This window comes from Achromobacter sp. HZ34 (assembly GCF_002209485.1).
In the GTDB taxonomy this organism is placed as follows: Bacteria; Pseudomonadota; Gammaproteobacteria; order Burkholderiales; family Burkholderiaceae_B; genus Bordetella_C.
The window spans coordinates 65,613-84,825 of record NZ_NJIX01000005.1 but is presented as its reverse complement, the minus strand read 5'-3'; the positions used below and the strand labels follow the sequence as shown (position 1 = coordinate 84,825).

At 67.5% G+C, this 19,213-nt stretch carries 15 protein-coding genes; 9 read left to right on the top strand and 6 right to left on the bottom strand.

Features of this window, described 5'->3' with window-relative positions; genetic code table 11:
* The first annotated feature begins 87 nt into the window (after nt 1-87).
* Nucleotides 88-984, top strand: coding sequence for a LysR family transcriptional regulator (locus tag CEY05_RS20115; RefSeq protein WP_088597544.1), 897 nt, complete (start codon nt 88-90; stop codon nt 982-984).
* 127 nt (nt 985-1,111) lie between these two features.
* Here CEY05_RS20115 and CEY05_RS20110 read toward each other — a convergent pair whose 3' ends face one another.
* Nucleotides 1,112-1,498: a hypothetical protein gene (locus CEY05_RS20110; RefSeq protein ID WP_088597545.1), complete on the bottom strand. Its 387-nt coding sequence runs from the start codon at nt 1,496-1,498 to the stop codon at nt 1,112-1,114.
* Between the two features lie 434 nt (nt 1,499-1,932).
* On the opposite strand from CEY05_RS20110, the gene CEY05_RS20105 reads away from it, so the two are divergent.
* The 3 genes from CEY05_RS20105 (at nt 1,933) to CEY05_RS20095 (ending at nt 5,273) form a co-directional block, all read left to right on the top strand.
* Nucleotides 1,933-3,279, top strand: a complete 1,347-nt coding sequence (locus tag CEY05_RS20105) for a methyl-accepting chemotaxis protein (protein WP_088597546.1) — start codon at nt 1,933-1,935, stop codon at nt 3,277-3,279.
* A gap of 192 nt (nt 3,280-3,471) precedes the next feature.
* The gene (locus tag CEY05_RS20100; RefSeq protein ID WP_088597547.1) at nt 3,472-3,828 is read left to right on the top strand and encodes a YciI family protein; all 357 of its coding nucleotides are present in this window, start codon (nt 3,472-3,474) and stop codon (nt 3,826-3,828) included.
* A 167-nt stretch (nt 3,829-3,995) separates the two neighbouring features.
* Nucleotides 3,996-5,273 (top strand): RNA polymerase sigma factor, encoded by a 1,278-nt coding sequence (locus CEY05_RS20095; protein ID WP_088597548.1) that lies wholly within the window; start codon nt 3,996-3,998, stop codon nt 5,271-5,273.
* Between the two features lie 162 nt (nt 5,274-5,435).
* Here CEY05_RS20095 and CEY05_RS20090 read toward each other — a convergent pair whose 3' ends face one another.
* From CEY05_RS20090 to CEY05_RS20080, 3 genes are all read right to left on the bottom strand, one after another.
* Entirely contained in the window at nt 5,436-5,999 is a 564-nt protein-coding gene (locus CEY05_RS20090) for a Dps family protein (RefSeq protein WP_088597549.1), read from the bottom strand.
* Nucleotides 6,000-6,194: 195 nt separating this feature from the next.
* Entirely contained in the window at nt 6,195-8,171 is a 1,977-nt protein-coding gene (locus tag CEY05_RS20085) for a DUF945 family protein (protein ID WP_158219362.1), read from the bottom strand.
* Between the two features lie 79 nt (nt 8,172-8,250).
* A complete protein-coding gene (locus CEY05_RS20080; protein ID WP_369825977.1) occupies nt 8,251-10,290 on the bottom strand; it encodes an NYN domain-containing protein in 2,040 nt (679 codons plus the stop codon).
* Nucleotides 10,291-10,580: 290 nt separating this feature from the next.
* Between CEY05_RS20080 and CEY05_RS20075 the strand changes: the two genes are divergently transcribed.
* Together CEY05_RS20075 and CEY05_RS20070 are read left to right on the top strand one after the other, a co-directional pair.
* Nucleotides 10,581-11,753 (top strand): aminotransferase class V-fold PLP-dependent enzyme, encoded by a 1,173-nt coding sequence (locus tag CEY05_RS20075; protein WP_158219361.1) that lies wholly within the window; start codon nt 10,581-10,583, stop codon nt 11,751-11,753.
* A gap of 361 nt (nt 11,754-12,114) precedes the next feature.
* Entirely contained in the window at nt 12,115-12,648 is a 534-nt protein-coding gene (locus tag CEY05_RS20070) for a hypothetical protein (protein ID WP_088597552.1), read from the top strand.
* 92 nt (nt 12,649-12,740) lie between these two features.
* Here the strand turns inward: CEY05_RS20070 and CEY05_RS20065 are convergent, their stop codons facing one another.
* On the bottom strand, nt 12,741-14,885 hold the full coding sequence (locus tag CEY05_RS20065; protein WP_143220524.1) for an FUSC family protein: 2,145 nt from the start codon (nt 14,883-14,885) through the stop codon (nt 12,741-12,743).
* Between the two features lie 96 nt (nt 14,886-14,981).
* On the opposite strand from CEY05_RS20065, the gene CEY05_RS20060 reads away from it, so the two are divergent.
* Entirely contained in the window at nt 14,982-15,905 is a 924-nt protein-coding gene (locus CEY05_RS20060; RefSeq protein ID WP_088597554.1) for a LysR family transcriptional regulator, read from the top strand.
* 57 nt (nt 15,906-15,962) lie between these two features.
* Here CEY05_RS20060 and CEY05_RS20055 read toward each other — a convergent pair whose 3' ends face one another.
* Nucleotides 15,963-16,346: a 2Fe-2S iron-sulfur cluster-binding protein gene (locus tag CEY05_RS20055; protein ID WP_088597555.1), complete on the bottom strand. Its 384-nt coding sequence runs from the start codon at nt 16,344-16,346 to the stop codon at nt 15,963-15,965.
* A 145-nt stretch (nt 16,347-16,491) separates the two neighbouring features.
* On the opposite strand from CEY05_RS20055, the gene CEY05_RS20050 reads away from it, so the two are divergent.
* Nucleotides 16,492-17,406, top strand: a complete 915-nt coding sequence (locus CEY05_RS20050) for a LysR family transcriptional regulator (RefSeq protein ID WP_088597556.1) — start codon at nt 16,492-16,494, stop codon at nt 17,404-17,406.
* The gene (locus tag CEY05_RS20045; protein ID WP_088597557.1) at nt 17,403-19,187 is read left to right on the top strand and encodes a chloride channel protein; all 1,785 of its coding nucleotides are present in this window, start codon (nt 17,403-17,405) and stop codon (nt 19,185-19,187) included. Before CEY05_RS20050 ends, CEY05_RS20045 begins: the two co-directional genes overlap by 4 nt.
* Nucleotides 19,188-19,213 lie beyond the last annotated feature (26 nt).

The following is a 19,213-nucleotide window of genomic DNA, read 5'->3' as shown; positions in this document are numbered from 1 at the left end:
TCGATAAGCAATGTTGTCAGCGTAGGGCTATCCGTCCTACAGGAGAAGCCTATATATTCCGATGGAATCCATCGAAAGGAACGATAGATGCTGGATGGTGTATCGCTAGATCAACTTCGTACCTTCCTCGCGGCCGCCGAGGAAGGCAGCTTTTCGGCCGCCGGCCGCCGTTTGCGGCGCGCCCAGTCCGTGGTCAGCCAGACCCTGGCAAACCTGGAAGGCCAACTGGGCGTGGTGCTGTTCGACCGGTCCGGCCGTTACCCGCGCCTGACCGAAGCCGGCAGCGCCTTGCTGGGCGAAGCCTGCGGCGTGGTGCGCGGCATGGAAGGTTTCAAGTCGCGCGCCCGGGCCATCGCGGAAGGGTTGGAACCGGAGCTGTCCGTGAGCGTGGACGTGATGTACCCGATGGCCACCCTGACCGTCGCGGTGGGCTCCTTCCGCGCCGCGTTTCCCCACACGCCCTTGCGTCTTTACGTGGAGGCGCTGGGGGCCGTGGTCAAGCCGGTCATCGACGGCACCTGCCGGCTGGCGGTGATGGGAACCCTGCCCCTGGTGCCGGCCGGGCTGGATTCCGAATACCTGCTGGATGTGCCGCTGGTGACCGTCGTCGCGCCGAGCCATCCCTTGGCGGCGCTGGCCGGGCCGATCAGCAGAGGCGATGTGGAGCAGCATGTCCAGTTGATCCTGACGGATCGGTCTTCACTGAGCGAAGGCCAGAGCTTCGGCGTATTTTCGCCCCAGGTGTGGCGCCTGGCCGACCTGGGCGCCAAGCATTCCTTCCTGCGTGCCGGTTTCGGCTGGGGGCATATGCCGGCGCCCATGGTGCAGGCGGACCTGGCCAGCGGCGAGCTGGTGCGGCTGGATCTGGAGGGCTTGCCGCCGCTGCTATCACGCCTGTCCATGCATGGCGTGTACCGCAAGGAGACGCCGCCGGGGCCGGCGGGACGCTGGTTCCTGGATCAGCTGAAGCAGGGCGTGAATTGAAACTGGTTTCTGGATCAGCGAAGCAGGGCGTGAATTGAATGGCGTGAGTTGGAAGCCGCCGGAGGATGGCAACAGGCTTGCAAGCTGCAGCGCAAACGCCGCTGACGCTCAGCTTGTAAACCTGCGTTTACTGCTTGCCCACGCATTGCCTGCGCGCGATATCCAGGTGCACCGCGGCGGCGCGCGCGCGGGCCGCGGCGTCGCCCGGCTTGTCCTGCAATTTGCCGCTGGCCAGCGCGATCAGCAAGGTGTCCGGCATGGCCGCGGTGTACGTGCGCGCGACGCAGTCGCAATACGTGGCGCGGGCCGTGTCGCTCTTGGGCGCGTAGGGATCCAGCCGCGGCGTCTGCTTGAGCAGCGTCAGGCATTGCTGCGTGTTGCTGGTGATGGATTGCTGGCGCAAGGCCGCCAGGTTCTGTGCGCTGGCGCCGTGGCTTTGCGCCAAGGCCAGCAGGCCCAGCATCGCGCTGGAGGCGAGCCGGCAGGCTTGGATGGATCGGAGCGAAAGAAGCATGGGCCAGATTCCTGATCAGGGGAGAACGGTGCGCACCACTGCGGTCTTGTACCGAGGCGCGGGCCGTGACCCTGTCCAAATAGTCGACAAAATACTGTAGATAACATCTGCCGCTGGCCAATTCTGCTGCTTGGCGGCGACACAATCGCAAAAGATTAACGCCAGCGCCAGCGTCGCAACCTCTCAATAAAACCCATGGATGAGGGCTTTTTCCCCAACATGACAGTTTTTGTTTGCGAACAAGTAATGGATTGCACGAGATAGGGCAAAAAACCTGTTTTATTGCTTGACCAAGCAAGAGCTTGAAACGATTATCTTACTGAACACAACGGATTGTTTCTTCAGCCGTTCAAAGGCTTGCAGCAAGGCATGCCCGAGCACTTTTGCTGTCCTCTCCGCTCCACAACCCAGCCCAGTTTGGGAGGAAATTCGTGATGAGACTTTTTGCCTGGAATCGTCAACCCGCTTCTGAGCAGAGCAGGCTGAGCAAGGCCGAGCTGGCGGGCAAGCTCGCCGCCATCGACAAGACGCAAGCCGTGATCGAGTTCGATCTGGATGGCTATGTCCAGATGGCGAACGACAAGTTCCTGGAGACCTTCGGCTACACGCTGGACGAAGTGGTTGGCCAGCACCACCGCATGTTCGTCGATCCGGCCGAACACGATTCTGCCGATTACGCGCGCTTCTGGCAGAAGCTGCAGTCGGGCCAGTACGACAGCGGCAGGTACCGGCGCATACGCCGCGACGGCCGCGAGGTCTGGTTGCAGGCCAGCTACAACCCCATCCTGGCGCCCGACGGCAGCCCCGTCAAGGTGGTGAAGTACGCCACCGACGTCACGGACGAGCAGCGCCGCAGCGACGACAGCGCTGGGCAACTGGCCGCCATCAGCAAGGTGCAGGCGATCGCGGAATTCGATCTGGACGGGACCATCCTGGGGGCCAACGCGCTGTTTCTCGGCGCCATGGGCTATGACGAGGCGGAAATCATCGGCCGTCATCACGCCATGTTCATGCCGCCGGAAAACCGCAAGACAGCGACCTATGCCGAATTCTGGCGGCGCCTGGGTAGCGGCATCTACGACGCCGGGCAATACCGGCGTGTCGGCAAGGGCGGGCGCGAAGTGTGGATCGAGGCCAGCTACAACCCCATCTTCGACGCCGAGGGCCGGCCTTTCAAGGTGGTGAAGTACGCCACCGACATCACGCGCCGCGTGCTGGCCGCGCAGAAGTTGCGGATTGCGGTGCAGGGGCTGTCGGAGAACGCGGGCCGCGCGTCGCAGGCCAACGAACTGGCGCAGGCGGCCTGTCAGGTGGCCGAGGCGGGAGGGCGGACCGTCAAGGACGTGGTGTCGACCATGGGGGCGATTTCCGACAGCTCGCGGCGTATCGCCGACATCATCGGCGTGATGGATGGCATTGCGTTCCAGACCAATATCCTGGCGCTCAATGCCGCGGTGGAGGCGGCCCGCGCCGGCGGCCATGGCAAGGGCTTCGCGGTAGTGGCGGCGGAAGTGCGCAGCCTGGCGCAGAACAGCGCGGCGGCGGCCAAGGAAATCAAGAGCCTGATCACCACGTCGGTGCAGCAGATCGAACGCGGTGCGTCGCTGGTGCATTCGGCCGGCAGCACCATGGACGATATCGTCGAATCGTCGCGCCGAGTGACGGAGATCATGGCCGAGGTGGTCGATGTGTCGCTGACCCAGTCCAGCACCCTGGGCGGCGTCACGGAGGATCTGACGCAGATGAACGGCGCGGGCGCGCCGGCACGCCTGGCGCATTGAGCGTCTCGTACCGCGTGCATGGCCTGGACGCATGGCTCGGGGCCAGGAATGTCATCGTCATGAAACAGGGCGGGCGTGCATGGCTGGCGCGCCGAACGCAGCGGGCGGCATCACGCTTTGTGGTGCCGCCCGCTGCGTTTAGACTGCGGGAGTCGCGGCGTCGCATCGCGCCTTCACTTCGAGGAGACTCCCATGGCAAGTTATCTGCTGCTCATCGTCGAACCGCCTGGCCAGCGCGCCACCCGTAGTGCCGAGGAAGGGCGGGAGGCCTATGCCCGCATGGGCGAGTTCGCCGGCCAGTTGCAGGCGCGCGGCAAGCTGCTGGCCTGCGAGTCCCTGGCTACCGACACCGAAGGCGTGCGGGTGCAGGTGCGCGAAGGACGCAGCCGCCTGATCGATGGCCCGTTCACGGAAGCCAAGGAAATGATCGGCGGCTTCTTCCTGCTGGACTGCGAGTCGCGCGAGGAAGCGCTGCGGATCGCCGCGGAGTGCCCGGCGGCGCAATGGGCCACCGTCGAGGTGCGCCGCGTCGCGCCTTGCTATGAGTAGCCCGGAATGACGCGCGGCGCGTCGGTATCGGCGCGGGCAATGTCGAACTTGGACGGTTTCGTTCGTCGTGACTATGGGCGCCTGGGCAAGGGCGCGTCGTGCGGCGGCCGAGCCGATAGCTCGACCCGTGGCTGGGTTGGCCGTGTCCTGCAAGCGGGGCGCGCAACATGAGGGGCGTATCCTCATCGGCGCGGGCGGCTGCCGCCATCGAGGCGGTCTGGCGCGACGAGGCCGCCAAGGTCATCGCCGGCGTGGCGCGCGTGGTGCGCGACGTCAGCCTGGCCGAGGACCTGGCGCAGGACGCCCTGGTAGCCGCCCTGGAGCATTGGCCGCGCCAGGGTGTGCCCGACAACCCGGGAGCCTGGCTGATGACCACCGCCAAGAATCGCGCGCTCGACCGTCTGCGGCAGGACACGCTGCATGCGCGCAAGCAGGAGCAGCTGGGCGCCGACCTCGATGCCCTGGGGGCGCGCGTCGAACCGGACTTCGTGCCGGCCCTGGACGCGGCGCGTCAGGACGACATCGGTGACGACGTCCTGCGCCTCATGTTCGTCGCGTGTCACCCGGCGCTGTCGCGCGACGTGCGGGTGACGCTGACCTTGCGTCTGGTGGGCGGCCTGAGCACCACCGAGATCGCGCGAGCTTTCCTTGCTTCCGAGGCCACCATCGCGCAGCGCATCGTGCGGGCCAAGCGTAGCCTGGCGCAGGCCAGGCTGCCTTTCGAGGTGCCCGGCGCGGCCGAGCGCGCGCAGCGCCTGGATGCGGTGCTGGAGGTGATCTATCTGATCTTCAACGAAGGCTACGCGGCGACTTCGGGGGAAGATTGGGCGCGGCCGGCCTTGTGCGAAGAGGCCCTGCGCGTGGGCCGTCTGCTGGCGCGCCTGGCGCTGACCGATAGCGAAACCATGGGCCTGCTGGCGTTGATGGAATTGCAGGCGTCGCGCCTGCCGGCACGGGCCGACGCGCAAGGACGCATGGTGCTGTTGGCGGACCAGGACCGCGATCGATGGGACGCCGTCGCCATTACGCGGGGACTGGCTGCGCTGGACAGTGCGCTGACGTTGGCGTCACAGGCAGGCGTCGGTGCTTATACGATACAAGCGGCCTTGGCGGCCTGCCATGCGCGGGCGCGGCGTGTCGAGGATACGGACTGGGCTGCGATCGTGGGCTGGTATGACGTGCTGGACCGGGTCGCGCCGGGCCCGGTCGTGCGGCTGAACCGCGCCGTGGCGCTGGGCATGGCGCAAGGGCCGGCCGTCGCCTTGCAGGAAGTGGATGCGCTGACGGTCGCCTTGAGCGACTATCCCTGGCTGCATGCCGTGCGTGGCGATCTGCTGATGAAGCTGGGCCGCGACAACGAAGCACGCCAGTCCTTCAAGGACGCCGCCGCCCTGACCGACAACGCCCGCGAACGCGAGCAACTGCTGAAACGTGCGCAGCAGTGACTCCCGATTTGGAGTAGAGCGGCATATCGTAATTGCGTTGAGGGGGCTCCGCCCCCTCAACGCTCCCCGTACCAACGGGCGGCAGACGTGAAAAGGCGCCCCCGAAGGGGCGCCTTCACTGCATGCCAAGCGCATCAACGCAGGCGCATCAACGTCAGTGCATCAATGACCGGTCGAATCGCCGCGGCGGCTGGTTTCGAACAGGAACCAGGTGCGCTGTTCGGTTTCGTCGATCCAGTTCTCCAGCAGGCTGGCGCTGGCGATGTCGCCATGCTCGTCGCACAGGTCGTGGGCGATGCGCATGGAGGCGGTCAGCTGCTTGTTGTCTTCCTGCAGCTCGGCCAGCATGTCGAGCGGCTGCACATAGTCCGCATCGTTATCCAGGATGCGCTGGCTGCGCGCAATGTTGCCGATGGAACGCAGCGTGGTACCCCCCAGCTTGCGGACGCGTTCAGCGATGGGATCGGTCATGGCGAAGATCTCGGCGCTCTGGTCGTCCAGCAGCAGATGGTAGTCGCGGAAGTGCGGACCGCTGACATGCCAATGGAAATTCTTGGTCTTCAGATACAGCGCGAAGACATCGGCCAGCAGTTGATTCAACGCACCGCTCAGGTCGCGGGTGGCGTTTGCCGTGAGATCGGACGGCGTGGCGAGCGGCGCGAGGCGGCGCTTGACCAGGCTGGACTTCTTGCTTGCTGACTTGCTCGAGTTGGCGGGTTTTTTCATGGGGTCACCTGAGTCTGACAAAGGGATGACGAAAATACGAAGCATGGCGGACGTGCCATCCGGTTCGTAGCCTTTTGCAAGCGCTCGCGAACCAGGAGCCATGTCGCAGTCTAGCTTGTCATGCTGCCCCAGGGAATAGCACGATAGCGTTATGTGGCCGCTGGCGCGGCCGCCATGATCCAGATCAACAAGCCATCAACGCGCCGGACGCGCGACGTCGATGGCGGCATCGACGGCCGCGTCCGGCGCTTCCATCGCATCCGTCGTCACGGTGGTGTCAGGCATATCGCCCACCGCATCCGCCGCGGCATCTTGCAGATAGTCCGTGGCGTCGCCGCTCTCCGCGTGGGCATCGCCTCCCACGCTGCTGTCACGGCCGGACACGCCGGGCGGGAGCTCAGGCGGCGGCACGAGGGACGACGGTGGTGGCGGGGCAGGGATGGCAGGCGAAGGCCCGTTGAGTGGCACCCATCCCGGCGGCAGCATGTTCGGGGTCAGCAGGTCCGGCTGCAGCATGTCGCCGGGCAGGCCCAGCAGCGGCGGGCCGGGCGGCTGCTCGATCTGCGGCAGGGGAATGGTGTGCGGCCTTGGGCCGGCATAGCGCGCCAGCCATTGCTGCGTCGGCATGGCTTTGCCATTGATCGAAGCACGGTCCTCGTCGGTCTGCAACGCGGCCACCAGGTCCGCGCCATCCTTGACGAAGATACCCGTCCCTTGCGTCAGTCGATTCAAACCTGGAAAGTCCCGCAGCATGGCGGCGGGCACCCGCGCCTTCAGATCGAAATCGCGCACCATGTCCAGTACTGCCCACAAGGGATCGATGTTCAACACGCGTTGGGGCGCCGGTCCCATCTGTAGCGCCGTGTCCAGCGTGGCCTTGTCGCCCCGTGGCGATTGCCACGTGACGGCCTGTAGCGCCAGGCGCGGCTGATGCTCGATCAGCGCCACGCCGGCGCGTGACAAGTCCGTGACTATCGCGCTGACCGTGGTCGACTGGACCCGGCCCAGGATCAATGCGCTGGCCAGCAGGCGTGCATCCTGCCATACCCGCGTCAGCGTCGCGCCGTCCAGATGCGACAGGCGCACCTGGCCGGAGCCTTGTCCCAGGCTTTCCCCCAGGCTTTGTCCGCGACTTTGTCCCGCGCGGTCTCCCTGGCCGTCATTTTTCTTGCCGGCCTGCCTGTCCTTGCCCTGGCCGGCGCGCAAGTCACCCAGGCGGTAGTCGATGGCCAGGTCCAGGCCTGTCTCATCCGATACCACCTTGCTCTGCCAGTGCAGGTCGCGCGCTTCCCAGGGGTGGGCCTGGCCGTGATCGTCCTGATAGGTGTCGCGCCAGCGCTTGATATCCAGGCTGACCGTGCCCGGCGTCAGTACGTAAGCGCCAGGGCTCAGGTCTACCGTCAGCGCCAGCCCGGTGATCGCGGTAGTGGCCGTGGCGGCGTCCGTGGCCGCGCGCCTGGCTGCATCCTTGGTGGCGTCCTTTTTGGCGTCCTCAGTGGCGTCCACGGCGGTGTCCTTCGCTGCCGCTTCGGAGGCTCCCATGGTCAATCCGTCGGACGACGCCGACAGGCGCAAAGTGCCATCGCCTTGCACGCGGCCGGCGCCCGTCGCGCCATGCCAGGACACATGGCTGCCGTTGGCGACGGCGCGCCAGGGCGGCATGCGCCATTGGACATCGGCGTCGCCGTGATAATCGACGCGGGCATCGATGGCACCCAAGGCGATCGGTTGCGGCAGATTGAGCGCGGCAGAAAGGGCCGGGGCGCCCTTGACGTGGATGGCGATGCGGCTGGCGGTGCCCAGCGAGCCGCCGAACGCTCCCGGTTTACCGTCCAGTGACGTCACGGGCCGGCGCGGGTAGGGGCCGTGTTCGATATCGACGTCGGCCCAGGCCAGGGCATAGCTGCCACTCGGTGGCAACAGCACGCCGGGGGCAGTGACGGGGCGCCATTGCAGCACATAGCGCGCGTGGGAGGAGAACAGGCCGCGGTCATAGCTTTCGGTCTCGATGACCAGCGGAATGCCGGGCAGGGATTCGCGCAAGCGCTGGTTGGCGTCCTCGACCCACAGCACACTGGCGTGTTGCGCGCGTTTGCCGATGTACCAGGAAATTTCCGTCCAGCCGGCGCCCAACAGCAGCAGGAAGATCAACAGGCCGGACGTTCTTTTCATGGTTTTCGTCATGGGCGAGGCTGAAGCAGGCGAGGGTTCTACCGCGGGCCGGTGGGCCCGCGGTAGAGGTCAGGGTAGGCTATGCCTCGTCGTCCTTGCGGGGACGGCGAGCGCGCGTCGCGGTCTTGCGCGGTGCGCGCTTGGCGGCGGCAGGCGTGTCGGTGGGCGACGTGGCCGGGTCCGAGGGGGGCGCCTGATCCGTGGCCGTGGACGCCGCCGACGCAGGCGCGGTCTTGCGTGGCGACCGGCGGTTGGCAGGGGCTCTGCGGGTAGCACCGTTGTCGACCGCATCGCCCGCCTGCGCGGCATCCGTGCCCGCTGCCTTGGCGGCAGATCCACGCGTGCCAGCCGCAGCGGTGGCCACGGCATCGATGGCCGGCCCATCGTTGCGCACGCTGTCGCTGCCAGCCGTATCGGTCGCGCGACCGGCTGCTTTCTTCCCCGCCGGTGAGCGGCGGCCCGTGCCGCGCCGATTCGAACTGGTCTTCATGGCTGGTTCCTGGCCTGCGTCGCCAGCTTCCGCGTTACCCGCAGTGCCTGGCTGGGCGTGATCCGCCGCGACACCGGAATCCGCACGCGCATCGTCCCAGGGCGCATCGTCCCTGAAGGGCGATGAGGACGACGATGATGAAGACCCAGAGAACGGCAAAGGGGCGGACGATGAAGTAAACGGCGGCGGCGTGAAGGGCGATGAAACGAAGGGATTCCCCGAGCCACTCTGCCTTGCCGCTTCCTGCGCGGCCTTCTTCGCGGCGGCCTTGGCCGTGCGCGCGGGGACAGGGTGACGCTTACGATTATCCTTGGCCTCGGTCTCTTGCGCCACGGGCGCCGGGTCGCTCGCGGGCGTCGTGTCCGTCGGCGCGTCGGCAGACTGCAACGCTTCATTCTGGCCAACGTAGTCGCTGTCGCTGTCGGTACTGTAGATGTAGCCGTTGTCGTTGTAGTTGTCGCTGGAACTGGCACCGGCAGCGGCAGCGGCATTGGCGCTATCCCCGTCGCCGGCAGGCAGTTGCGGCGCGGAGACATCCGCCTGCCGCCCCGAGCGTCGGCCACGCTCGCCACGGCCCCGGCCACGCGAACGCTGCCCTTCGCGTGCCGTGTCCGCACGACCGGCATCGACGCTCGTGCCCTGTTCATCGGCGTCGCCCTCGTTGCGGACGTCATCCTGATCCTGCTCCGAGCCGCGCTGGCCGCGAGCGGCACTCCCGCGATCGTTGCGCGTGTCGTCGCGCCGGGCATCACCCGTGCCGCGTTCACGCCCGCTTCTGCGCCCATCCTGGCGCGGTGGCTGGGCATCGGACTCGCCACCGGCTCCCTCGCCGGTCCCGGCAGTGCGATACACGAACGTGCCCGACTTCTCGTCGCGGCCGATTTCCAGCAGGCCGCGCGCCCGCGCTTCCTCCAGCAGGTTGCCGAAGGCGCGGAAGCCGTAATAGGACTCGTTGAAATCCGGCTTGCGGCGCTTGATGGCGTCCTTCAGCGCGGACGCCCAGATCTTGCCGCTGTCGCCGCGTTCGGCCACCAGCGCATCGAAGGTCTCCGTGGCCAATTCGATGGCCTTGCTGCGGCGCGCATCGACTTCTTCCTTGCGACGCCGTTCGTCTTCAGGCGAGCGGCGCGGCGTCGCATTGTTATCGCGGCCGTCGCGGCGTGCCGCCGAGCGCTGGGTTTCGCGGACCAGGTCGTCGTAGAAAATGAATTCGTCGCAGTTGGCGATCAGCAGGTCCGAGGTGGACTGCTTCACGCCCACGCCGATGACGTATTTGGCGTTTTCGCGCAGCTTGGACACCAGGGGCGAGAAGTCGGAATCGCCGCTGATGATGACGAAGGTGTCCAGGTGGGACTTGGTATAGCAGAGGTCCAGTGCATCGACCACCAGGCGGATGTCAGCGGAATTCTTGCCGGACTGGCGCACGTGGGGAATCTCGATCAATTCGAAATTGGCCTCGTGCATGGCTGCTTTGAAGCCTTTGTAGCGGTCCCAGTCGCAGTAAGCCTTCTTGATCACGATGCTGCCCTTGAGCAGCAGCTTTTCCAGCACCAGCCGGATATCGAGCTTTTCGTAATTGGCGTCGCGCACGCCGAGTGCGACGTTCTCGAAGTCGCAGAACAGCGCCATGCTGACGTTTTCGTGGGATGCCACTATATTTTCTCCAGGGTGGCCGCGAGCACGGCCGGTATGGCCGCGGCCTGAGGTCCGCCGATCGCCTATTGTCGCTTAAGTCGGTGTTTGGCGTCGCCCCAGGCGTCAGCTCCGGATTTTTGCCCTTGACTCTGGCACGGGGACGGGGGGCGCTATCATCGTCCTGCTCTAGCGGACTGTCGCGTGCGCGTGGCATGCCGCCGCGGTTCGCGCTGCCGCCTCATCCCATGCTGACTCCTAGCCCCTTGAACATGCCGGATACCACCATGCCACCCGACGCCTTCCCCGCGACGAACGAGCCCCTGGATGGCTCCGCGTGGCGCGCCCATTTCCCCGTCTGCGACGATCTGGCCTACCTGGACCACGCCAGCCTGGGGCCCACGCCGCGCCTGACGGCCCGGGCGGTGGCCGATAGCCTGGCCGAGCAAGGCCGGCGCGGATCGCTGGCCCATGCCGGCCTGCATGACATCGCCGACGCCACGCGGGCCGAGTTCGCCGCCTATATTGGCGCGTCACCCGATCGAGTGGCGTATGCGGCCAATGCGTCCGCCGCCATCAGCCTGATCGCGGCGGGGCTGCCCTGGCAGGCGGGTGACGAGGTGGTGGTGCCCGCCATCGATTTCCCCTCGGTCGTCCTGCCCTGGATGACGCTGCAGGGGCGCGGGGTGCGAGTGCGGACGGTGGCCTGCGTGGACGGCCGCGTCGATGTGGACGCTTTGCTGGCCGCTTGCGGCGCCGCTACTCGCGTGATGTGCGTGTCCTGGGTGCAATTCAGCAGCGGTTGCCGTGTGGATCTGGCGCGGCTGGGCGCGGCTTGCCGCCAGCGCGGCATTCTGCTGGTGGTCGATGGGGTGCAGGGGGTGGGCGCCTTGCGGATGAATGTGGCCGACCTGCCCATCGATGCGCTGGTGGTGCACGCGTACAAGTGGATGCTTGCGCCGCAAGGGGTGGCGTGGCTTTACGTCGGCGACCGCCTGGCCGAACGGCTCAGCCTGTCCGCCGCCGGGCCGCGCAGCCTGACGCCGCGCGACTCCTACTTCGATCACCGTTACGAGCCACGCGCGGGCGCTGCGCGTTTCGAGACCGGGATCCTGGGTTTCCACGGCATCGTGGGGGCACGCGCCAGCCTGGCCTTGCTGCGCGCCGCCGGGCCGGCGCGCGTCGAAGGCGCGGTATTGCGCCATGCCGGACATCTGGCCCGTGGCCTGCTGGACGCCGGCTGCCACGTGCAGGGCGGGGCGGATCGGGGCGACTTCGCTTCCGGCATCGTCGTATTCCGTCATCCGCGCCACGACGCCGCAACGTGTCGCCAGGCGCTGCTGCGCGCCGGCGTCGTTACCGCCGCCCGCGAAGGCCACGTCCGGGTGGCCGCGCATTTCTACAACACGGATGCCGAAATCGAGACCCTGTTGCGCACCGTGCGCGATATGCCGGCCTAGCGAAGATTGCCGGGACCATCGCCCGGCACTCATCCTGCCTCGTCTCTGTACGCGACGGCACGAGGCGCCGCGCGGCGTCCGTTCCGCCCGTCCCCCCCGCCTCCGGCCCCGGCCCCGGCAGGGCCGGGGGGCGATCAGGACTCAAGGCATGTCATGACCACTCGCTGAACGTGCGCTGAAAAAAAGGCTGCGATGCTGCCAAATTTGCGACTGATCGTGGTTTAAGCGTGGCTTTCCGGCCTGGGAGAAATGGACTGAAACCATCTGCTTTAACCTTCCATCTTTTTTCGCCCTTCGGGCGGCGATAACTCGGTACAGTGAAGGCTAGTGCATCCGTTTCTCGGATGTCCGGAGTATGACTATGAAAAAGCTCACGCTTACGACTTTGGCCGTTGCCACCTTGATGCTGGCGTCGGCAAGCAGCCCCGTCCTGGCTCGCGGCTATTATGGCGGCGGTTACCACGGCTACCACGGTGGTGGTTCCGACGGTTGGTGGGTGGCCGGTGCCTTGGGCCTGGTCGCGGCCGGCGCCCTGATCGCCGCCAACCAGCCCACCTATGCTGCCCCCGTCTATTCGGCGCCGGTTTATAGCGCGCCGGTCTACGCCGCACCTCCCGTCTACGCAGCCCCGCCGGTGTATGCCGCGCCTCCCGTTGCGCAGTCTGAATACGCGCCCCCAGCCGCCCGTTCGACTGGCGACCTGATCGCCTATCCCGCGCGCGGGCAGTCGGAGGCGCAGCAGAACCGGGATCGCGGCGAGTGCCAGAATTGGGCGATGAACCAGAGCGGCTTCAACCCCGGCGCGGTTACCCAATATTCCAACAACGTCCAGGTCGACTCGTATAACCGTGCCATGTCCGCGTGCATGACGGGCCGGGGCTACTCGGTCAGCTGATCGACGGCTGTCCTGCCGGGCCATGTTTGGCTCGGCCCACGTCCACGCCCCGTGTTTCCGGCTGGCCGTGGCCGCCTTCAGGCATCAACGGCTCACGCCACCGCTTGAAATGGCGTGCCCGCCAGGAAGTCATGGTGCATGGCGATGGTGGCCGCGATCTCGCGCAGCAGCAGTATCGTCCTCAGCTGAGCTGTTCGCACATTGGCCGCCTTGATGGCGGCCTTTTCCATTACGGTTTCTGCAGTTCCAGCCATTTCCTGGGAATCCCGGGCCGGTGGCGTTGCCATCGCCACCCGCCGTGCCAGGCGGTCGGCCAGCCGCGTGGCCAGGCGCGCGACACCCCTGAAGTCCTGCCTCCGCAGACGCCGCAGCAGCGTGTCGCGTTCGCGTGCCGTCAGCGCCGTCGGATGCCCGCTGCCCTCGCCGCCCTGATGGCGCAAGCGGATAACGGCATCGCCGATCGCCAATGCTCCCAGAATGCCATCCAGGTCCCGCGCCATTTGCGCAGGCGGCACCTGTATGCCCTGTGCCATCTGCTGGCGGATACGATCGGCCGTCTTGCTATGCAGCCGCGCCGGGGAGGGCGCCCGGCGCAGCGGCTCAAGCATCTGCCCCGCCCCTTGCCCCAAACCGGCAAGATCCCGGCGGATCGCGGCATGCAGGCGCGCCAGGGCAGCGCGGCGGTCGGTCGGAAACAGCAGCGTAAAGGCCACCACGCCGCAGGCAATACCCACCATCAGCGTGATCGCCCCGTTCAACTGCCCCGGTACATAGGCGTAGGTGCCATTGCCCGGTGACAGCAGATCCCACAGGAAAATGGAAAACGACGCGCCGATGGCCGCCGTCGCGGGCCGCCGCATCGCCAGCCCCGCGCCCACCAGTACCAGCGCCAGGGGCAGGGCGAAACTGGCGTAGTCATGCGCCAGCGGCATCACCAGCAGCACCCACAGAATGGCCACCACGGCCGCCAGCGCCGTGCCCTGCAGGAAGCCGATGCCGCCGGCGACCGGATTGGGCCGGGTGGAGAACAACGCGCACACCACCCCCGTGATGGTGACGAAGCCCGGGCCCGACGGCCACGCCGTGCCGATCCAGAAGCCGGCGGCCAACATCATCGCAAGCGCGGCGCGGATGCCGTTGCGCACGGCGGCGGCGCTGTCCAGATGCGTGGCATAACGTTCGCGGGTACGGGCGGGATGGGCCTGCCACACGGCTTCGCGTGCCTGCGTGGCCGTTTCCAGCGCGCGCAGAAGTGCCAGGCGCTTGGCGTCCGCCAGACGGCCGCGCCAGTCCGCGCCGCCATCCCAGTCCGCCATCCGCTGCGCCTGCACCGCGACGGCCAGGCGCGCCTGCTCGCGCGCGGCCGCCGCCCGCCCGGCCGGCTGCGCGGCGATATCGCCCACCAGTTGCAATAGCTCAGGCGGCGCGCCGGCCTGGCCGTCGGCACGCCGGTCCTCGGCCAGCGCGTGGGCGGCGACCAGCTGTGCCATGGTGGCCACCGTGGCGGCACGCACGTGGCCCATCCGGCGACGCACCTCCAGCGAACCGGCGGCGGCGAATTGCACCGCGGTGTCCATGTCCAGGCCGGCCACGAACAGGCGCTGCGGCGCATGGCCTGGCGCTTCGCCGCTCATCATGCGGCGGGTCAGCTCCGCGGCCTTGCGCAGGTAGTCATCGAGCCGGCGGCGGATGTCGGCCAGGCCTCGGTCCGGCTCCCATACCGCCGCCAGCACGCCCTCCACGATCACGCCCAGCAGGATGTAGCAGACGCGCGCCACCGCGATATCGAAGACTTCCCCGGGCTGCCCCACGCTGTCCATGGCAATGATGACGGCGGTGTAGCCCGCCAGCACCGCGCCATACGAACTGAAGTTGCGCAGCCCCGTGGCCAGGGCAGTGCAGAGGCCCAGCCACACCGCCAGGCACGCCAGGAACAGCCAGGGCGCTTGCGCCATCGTGCCCACCAGCGCCAGCGCCACCGCCGCACCGGCCAGGGTGCCGATGGCGCGGTAGCGTCCCTTGGACAGGCTCATCCCGCGCGAACCCTGGGCCACGATCCAGACCGTCATGGCCGCCCACTTGGGATTGTCCATCTGCATCTGCAGCGCCAGGTAGAACGCCAGCAACGACGCCACCGTGGTGCGGATGGCAAAGCCCAGCGCGGGCCCGTCGATGAAGGACGGCAGGGCGAGCAGGCGGCGCGGCGCGGGGGGGGAGGTGCTGGTAGGACTGGCCATGATCAAGGCAGTCTAAAGGGGTGGTGGAATGGAATAAACTGCCGAAATCGGGAATTTCTCTTGCTCTAAACGGTATAAAGCGGACGGCGCACGCGCATGAAGTTCGAACACGTACAAGTTTTCCTGCGTGTCGTCGAGGCAGGCAGCTTCTCCGGCGCGGCGGCCTTGCTGGACATGCCCTTGACCAGCGTCAGCCGACAGGTCAAGGCGCTGGAGGAAGGCCTTGGCGTACAACTGCTCTACCGCACCACACGCAAAGTGCGCAGCACCGACGCGGGACGCGAGTTCTATGCCCGCTGCCTGCAGGCCGAACAGATGTTGGCCGATGCGCGCGCCTCCGTTGCCAGCCTGCGCACGGAAGCCGAGGGCACGCTGCGCGTGCTGGTACCTTATGCCCTGGGCTTGCTGGTGCTTGAGCCGACGCTGGCCGCGTTTCGCGCCAGCCATCCGCGCGTGCAACTGGTGTTGACGTATCACAACGAGGCCCTCGACCTGGTCGAGCATGGCTACGACATCGCGATACGCATAGGCCCCTTGCCGGACACCACTTACGCCGCCCGCCAGTTGGGCCTGTCGCGTGCCGTGCTGGTGGCCAGCCCCGCCTACCTGGAGCGCACCGGGCGGCCGGCGGACCCGCGCGACTTGCGCCGCCACGACCTGCTTAGCAGCGGTGGCGATGCACCCCTGGCGCAATGGCGGTTAAGGCATATCGGCAGCGGCGAAATCAGCGATCTGACCTTGCGGCCGGTGCTGGTGGCCAACGAATCGGCCACCCTGATCCGCCAGGCGCTCAATGGCGCCGGCATCGTACTGGCCTCGCAGATGCTGGTCGGACGCCACCTGGCCAGCGGCGCGCTGGAAAGCGTGCTGCCCGGCTGGACGCGCTGGCCCGACGTCGAGCTGCATGCCTTGTTTCCGCAGCGCGCCACCCAGGAACGCAAGGTCCGCGTGTTCCTCGACTATCTGGTGGACGTCTTCGCTTCCTGGAACGTCGCCGGTATTGCGTCCACGGCTGGATGAGGCGCCTGCAACGGACGCAGGGTCGATGCAAGCCGCCACCGGCTGCCGCCAGCAAGCTTAGCGTCGCGGTCCCAGGGGCAGCGGGCGCGGCGGATCTGCCACGACGCGTTCGGCGCTGTCGCCGGCCAGCCGCAGATCCGCGCGGGCCTGGGCCACGCAAGGCAGGATCCAACCCTCTTCGATTTCATCCCGGCTCAGGCCCGGGCGCTCCACGACATACGTGATGGCGCCGGCTTCCAGATGGCATATGCAGGCGCGGCAGGTGCCATTGCGGCATGAACTCGCCAGGCGGATGCCCGCGCGCAACGCCGCTTGCAACAGCGTCTCGTCCGCCCGTGCCGCATAGTTCCACCCGCTGGTTTCCAGCTCGATGGCATAGGTGACGGCGCCCGTGGGGAGCGGCGGCGCGATTCCATCCGGCGTAGGCGAGCTTGCAGTCATGGCTGCCATTCTAGGCGGACGCCGGCCCCGCCATGCCCGTGCCGCACACGGAATGACGGCCGGCTGGCGGTCAGCAATGCCCGGCCGCGCTCCGCCTGCGGTACACTTTCATTCCTGAAAGTTATCTCCAATATGACGATCATTCATGAATCCGTCCCTGCGTGATCTTTCCTATTTCCTCGCGGTGGTGGCGCACGGCCATCTGGGCCGGGCTGCATCGGCCTGCGCGGTGACGCAGCCGGCGCTGTCGAAATCGCTCAAGCGCCTGGAAGACGAGACCGGCCTGGCCCTGTTCGACCGCAGCGCGCGCGCCGTGCGGCCGACCGCCGCCGGCCTGGCTTTCGCCGAGCATGCGCGCAAGGTGGTGGACCAGTACGAAGACGCCATCCGGCATGCCCAGGCCTTGTCCGCGGGCGACGTCGGCCTGCTGCGCGTGGGCGCCACCGCGGCCACCATGGACACGGCCGTGCTGCCCGCGCTGGAAGTGCTGCTGCCCGAACGTCCGGGCCTGCGCGTGACGTTGACGCTGGGCGTGGCCGACGAGTTGCATGATCTGCTGGAGCAGGGCGCGCTGGATGTCGTCGTCGCGCCGATGGAGCGCGCCGTGCCCGCTGCCTTGCGCCAGCAGGCGGTCGGCCGCGATGATCTGCGCATCGTCGCCAGGCGCGGCCATCCGCTGCTGAAGCGGGCGCCGGTCAGCCTGGAAGTGCTGGCGCAGCAACGCTGGATCCTGCCCAAGCGCACGTCGCTCTTGCGCCAGCACCTGGACGCGGCCTATGCCAACGACGGCCTGACGCCGCCCACGCCCGTGCTGGAAGTCGACTTCGTCTCGGCCGGCGCATTGAAGCTGGTGGCCGGCGGCGACTGGTTGACGGTGGCGCCCGCGGCCCTGCTGGAGGATGCCAGCGGCGTGGTGGCCCTGGCGGCCGGGCCGCAATTGCCCTTGCGCCGCGAAGTCGCCGTGCTGGCGCGACGCAACGCCGCGTGGTCGCCGCAGATGAAAGCCATGCGCGAGGCCCTGCAGCGCGCCAACAGGAACGTCGATGGGGCGACCCCATGAAAATCCCCCGTTTCTTTCGCACGGATAGCGATCTTGCCGGCGTGGCCGCCACCGAACGCGTCGCGCTGGGCTATTTGCGCGGGCTGCTGGTGGCGGCCGCGATGGGCGCCCTGGGCGCGCTGGCGGCGCAGTCCTTTCGTACCAGCCTGGACCATGCCACCACCTGGCTGTTCGGCCGCGAAGGCGATATCTCGCATGTGTTCGCGACGCTGCCCTGGTATGTGCGTGTCGCCTGTCCGGTCATAGGCGCGGCGATCGCGGCACTGATCCTGGCCCAGGCCCTGCGCCGCGAGCAGGCAGATGGCACGGTGTCGGAATACCTGGAAACCATAGACGGGAAGACGGATCGCATTCCCGTGATTCCGTCCCTGCTGCGCTGCGTCTCCTCGTTTTTCTCCATCGTGTCGGGCGGCTCCATCGGTAAGGAAGGCGCCATGGTCCAGTTGTCGGCCACGGCCGCGTCCTGGCTGTGCTATCCCTTCCGTGCCGGCCCGGGCCGCGGCAACACGCGTCTCTCCGTGCTGCGTGGCGAGGACTTCCGCCTGGCAGTGGCGCTGGCCGCCACGGGCGGCCTGGCCGCGGTCTATCACACCCCGCTGGCGGCGGCGATCTTCGTCGCCGAGATCGCCTACGGCGGCCTGGAATTGCGCCGCGTGGGCTTTCTGTTCACCGCGGCGGCCGCGGCGACGTGGGTGGTCAGCGTGATGGGCCACTTCACGCCGCTTTATGCCCTGCCACCCTTCGCCTTCGATGTCACCGGCCCGGGCATGCTTGCCATCATGCTGGTTGGCGTGGCGGCGGGCGCGGCGGGCGCCATCTTCCTGCGGGTGGTGCGCCTGGCCCGCACGGGGTTCGCGCGCCTGCACGGGTCCCTGGTGGTGCGCATGGCCCTGGGCGGCCTGGTCGTGGGACTGATCACCCTGGTGGCGCCGGACGTCACGGGCAACGGCTTCGCCCCTGTGGTCAGCCTGCTGGATGGGCAGGCCCTGTCCTCGCCTTTGCTGATCTTGCTGGCGCTGAAGATACTCGCCACGGCGGCCACGGTCGGGTCAGGCGCCATCGGCGGCATGTTCACGCCGTCGCTGATGATAGGCGCGCTGGCCGGATCCGCGTGCGCGCCGCTGGCGGCGCAATGGCTGGGCGTGGCGGACAGCACCGTGCTGCTGGGCGTGGCCGGCATGGCCGCCGGCCTGGCGGCGACCACCCAGGCGCCGCTCATGTCGACCTTGATGGTCTTCGAAATGACGCAGGAATCGACCTTCGTCTTTCCCCTGATGCTGGCCACGGTGGTGGCCTATGCCATCTCCATGGCGCTGGGCGACAGCGGCGCGTACTCCGTGACCGCGCGCCACCGGGCCCGTTCCGACCGCCGTTCCCGCCTGGCGGATGCCACCGCCGGCATGGTCATGCGGCCCTTGCCCAATCCGGTCGGGCAGGACACGCCGCTGCGCGAAGCGGTGGCCGTGGGCGTGGCCGGCAAGAACCGCTTCGTCTTCGTGGTCGATGACGACCTGCATTTCAAGGGCGCGGTGTGGCTGCAGGACGTGGTGGCGCGCGTGAATGCGAACCAGGCCGAGGCTGAAGCGGCTATCGGCACTTCCACCTACGTGGCCGATTTGCCCGTGGTCTATGCCGACCAGCGCCTGTTCGACATCTGGCAGACCGTCGTGGAATCGCCGGCCGAACGTACCCCGGTGCTGGCGGATGCGCAGTCCCGGCGTCTGGTGGGCGTGCTCAACAAAAGCGAGCTGTTGAAGCAGGCGCGGCAATTATTTGCCTGAATTTGTGCTTATATAACTTTCGGTTA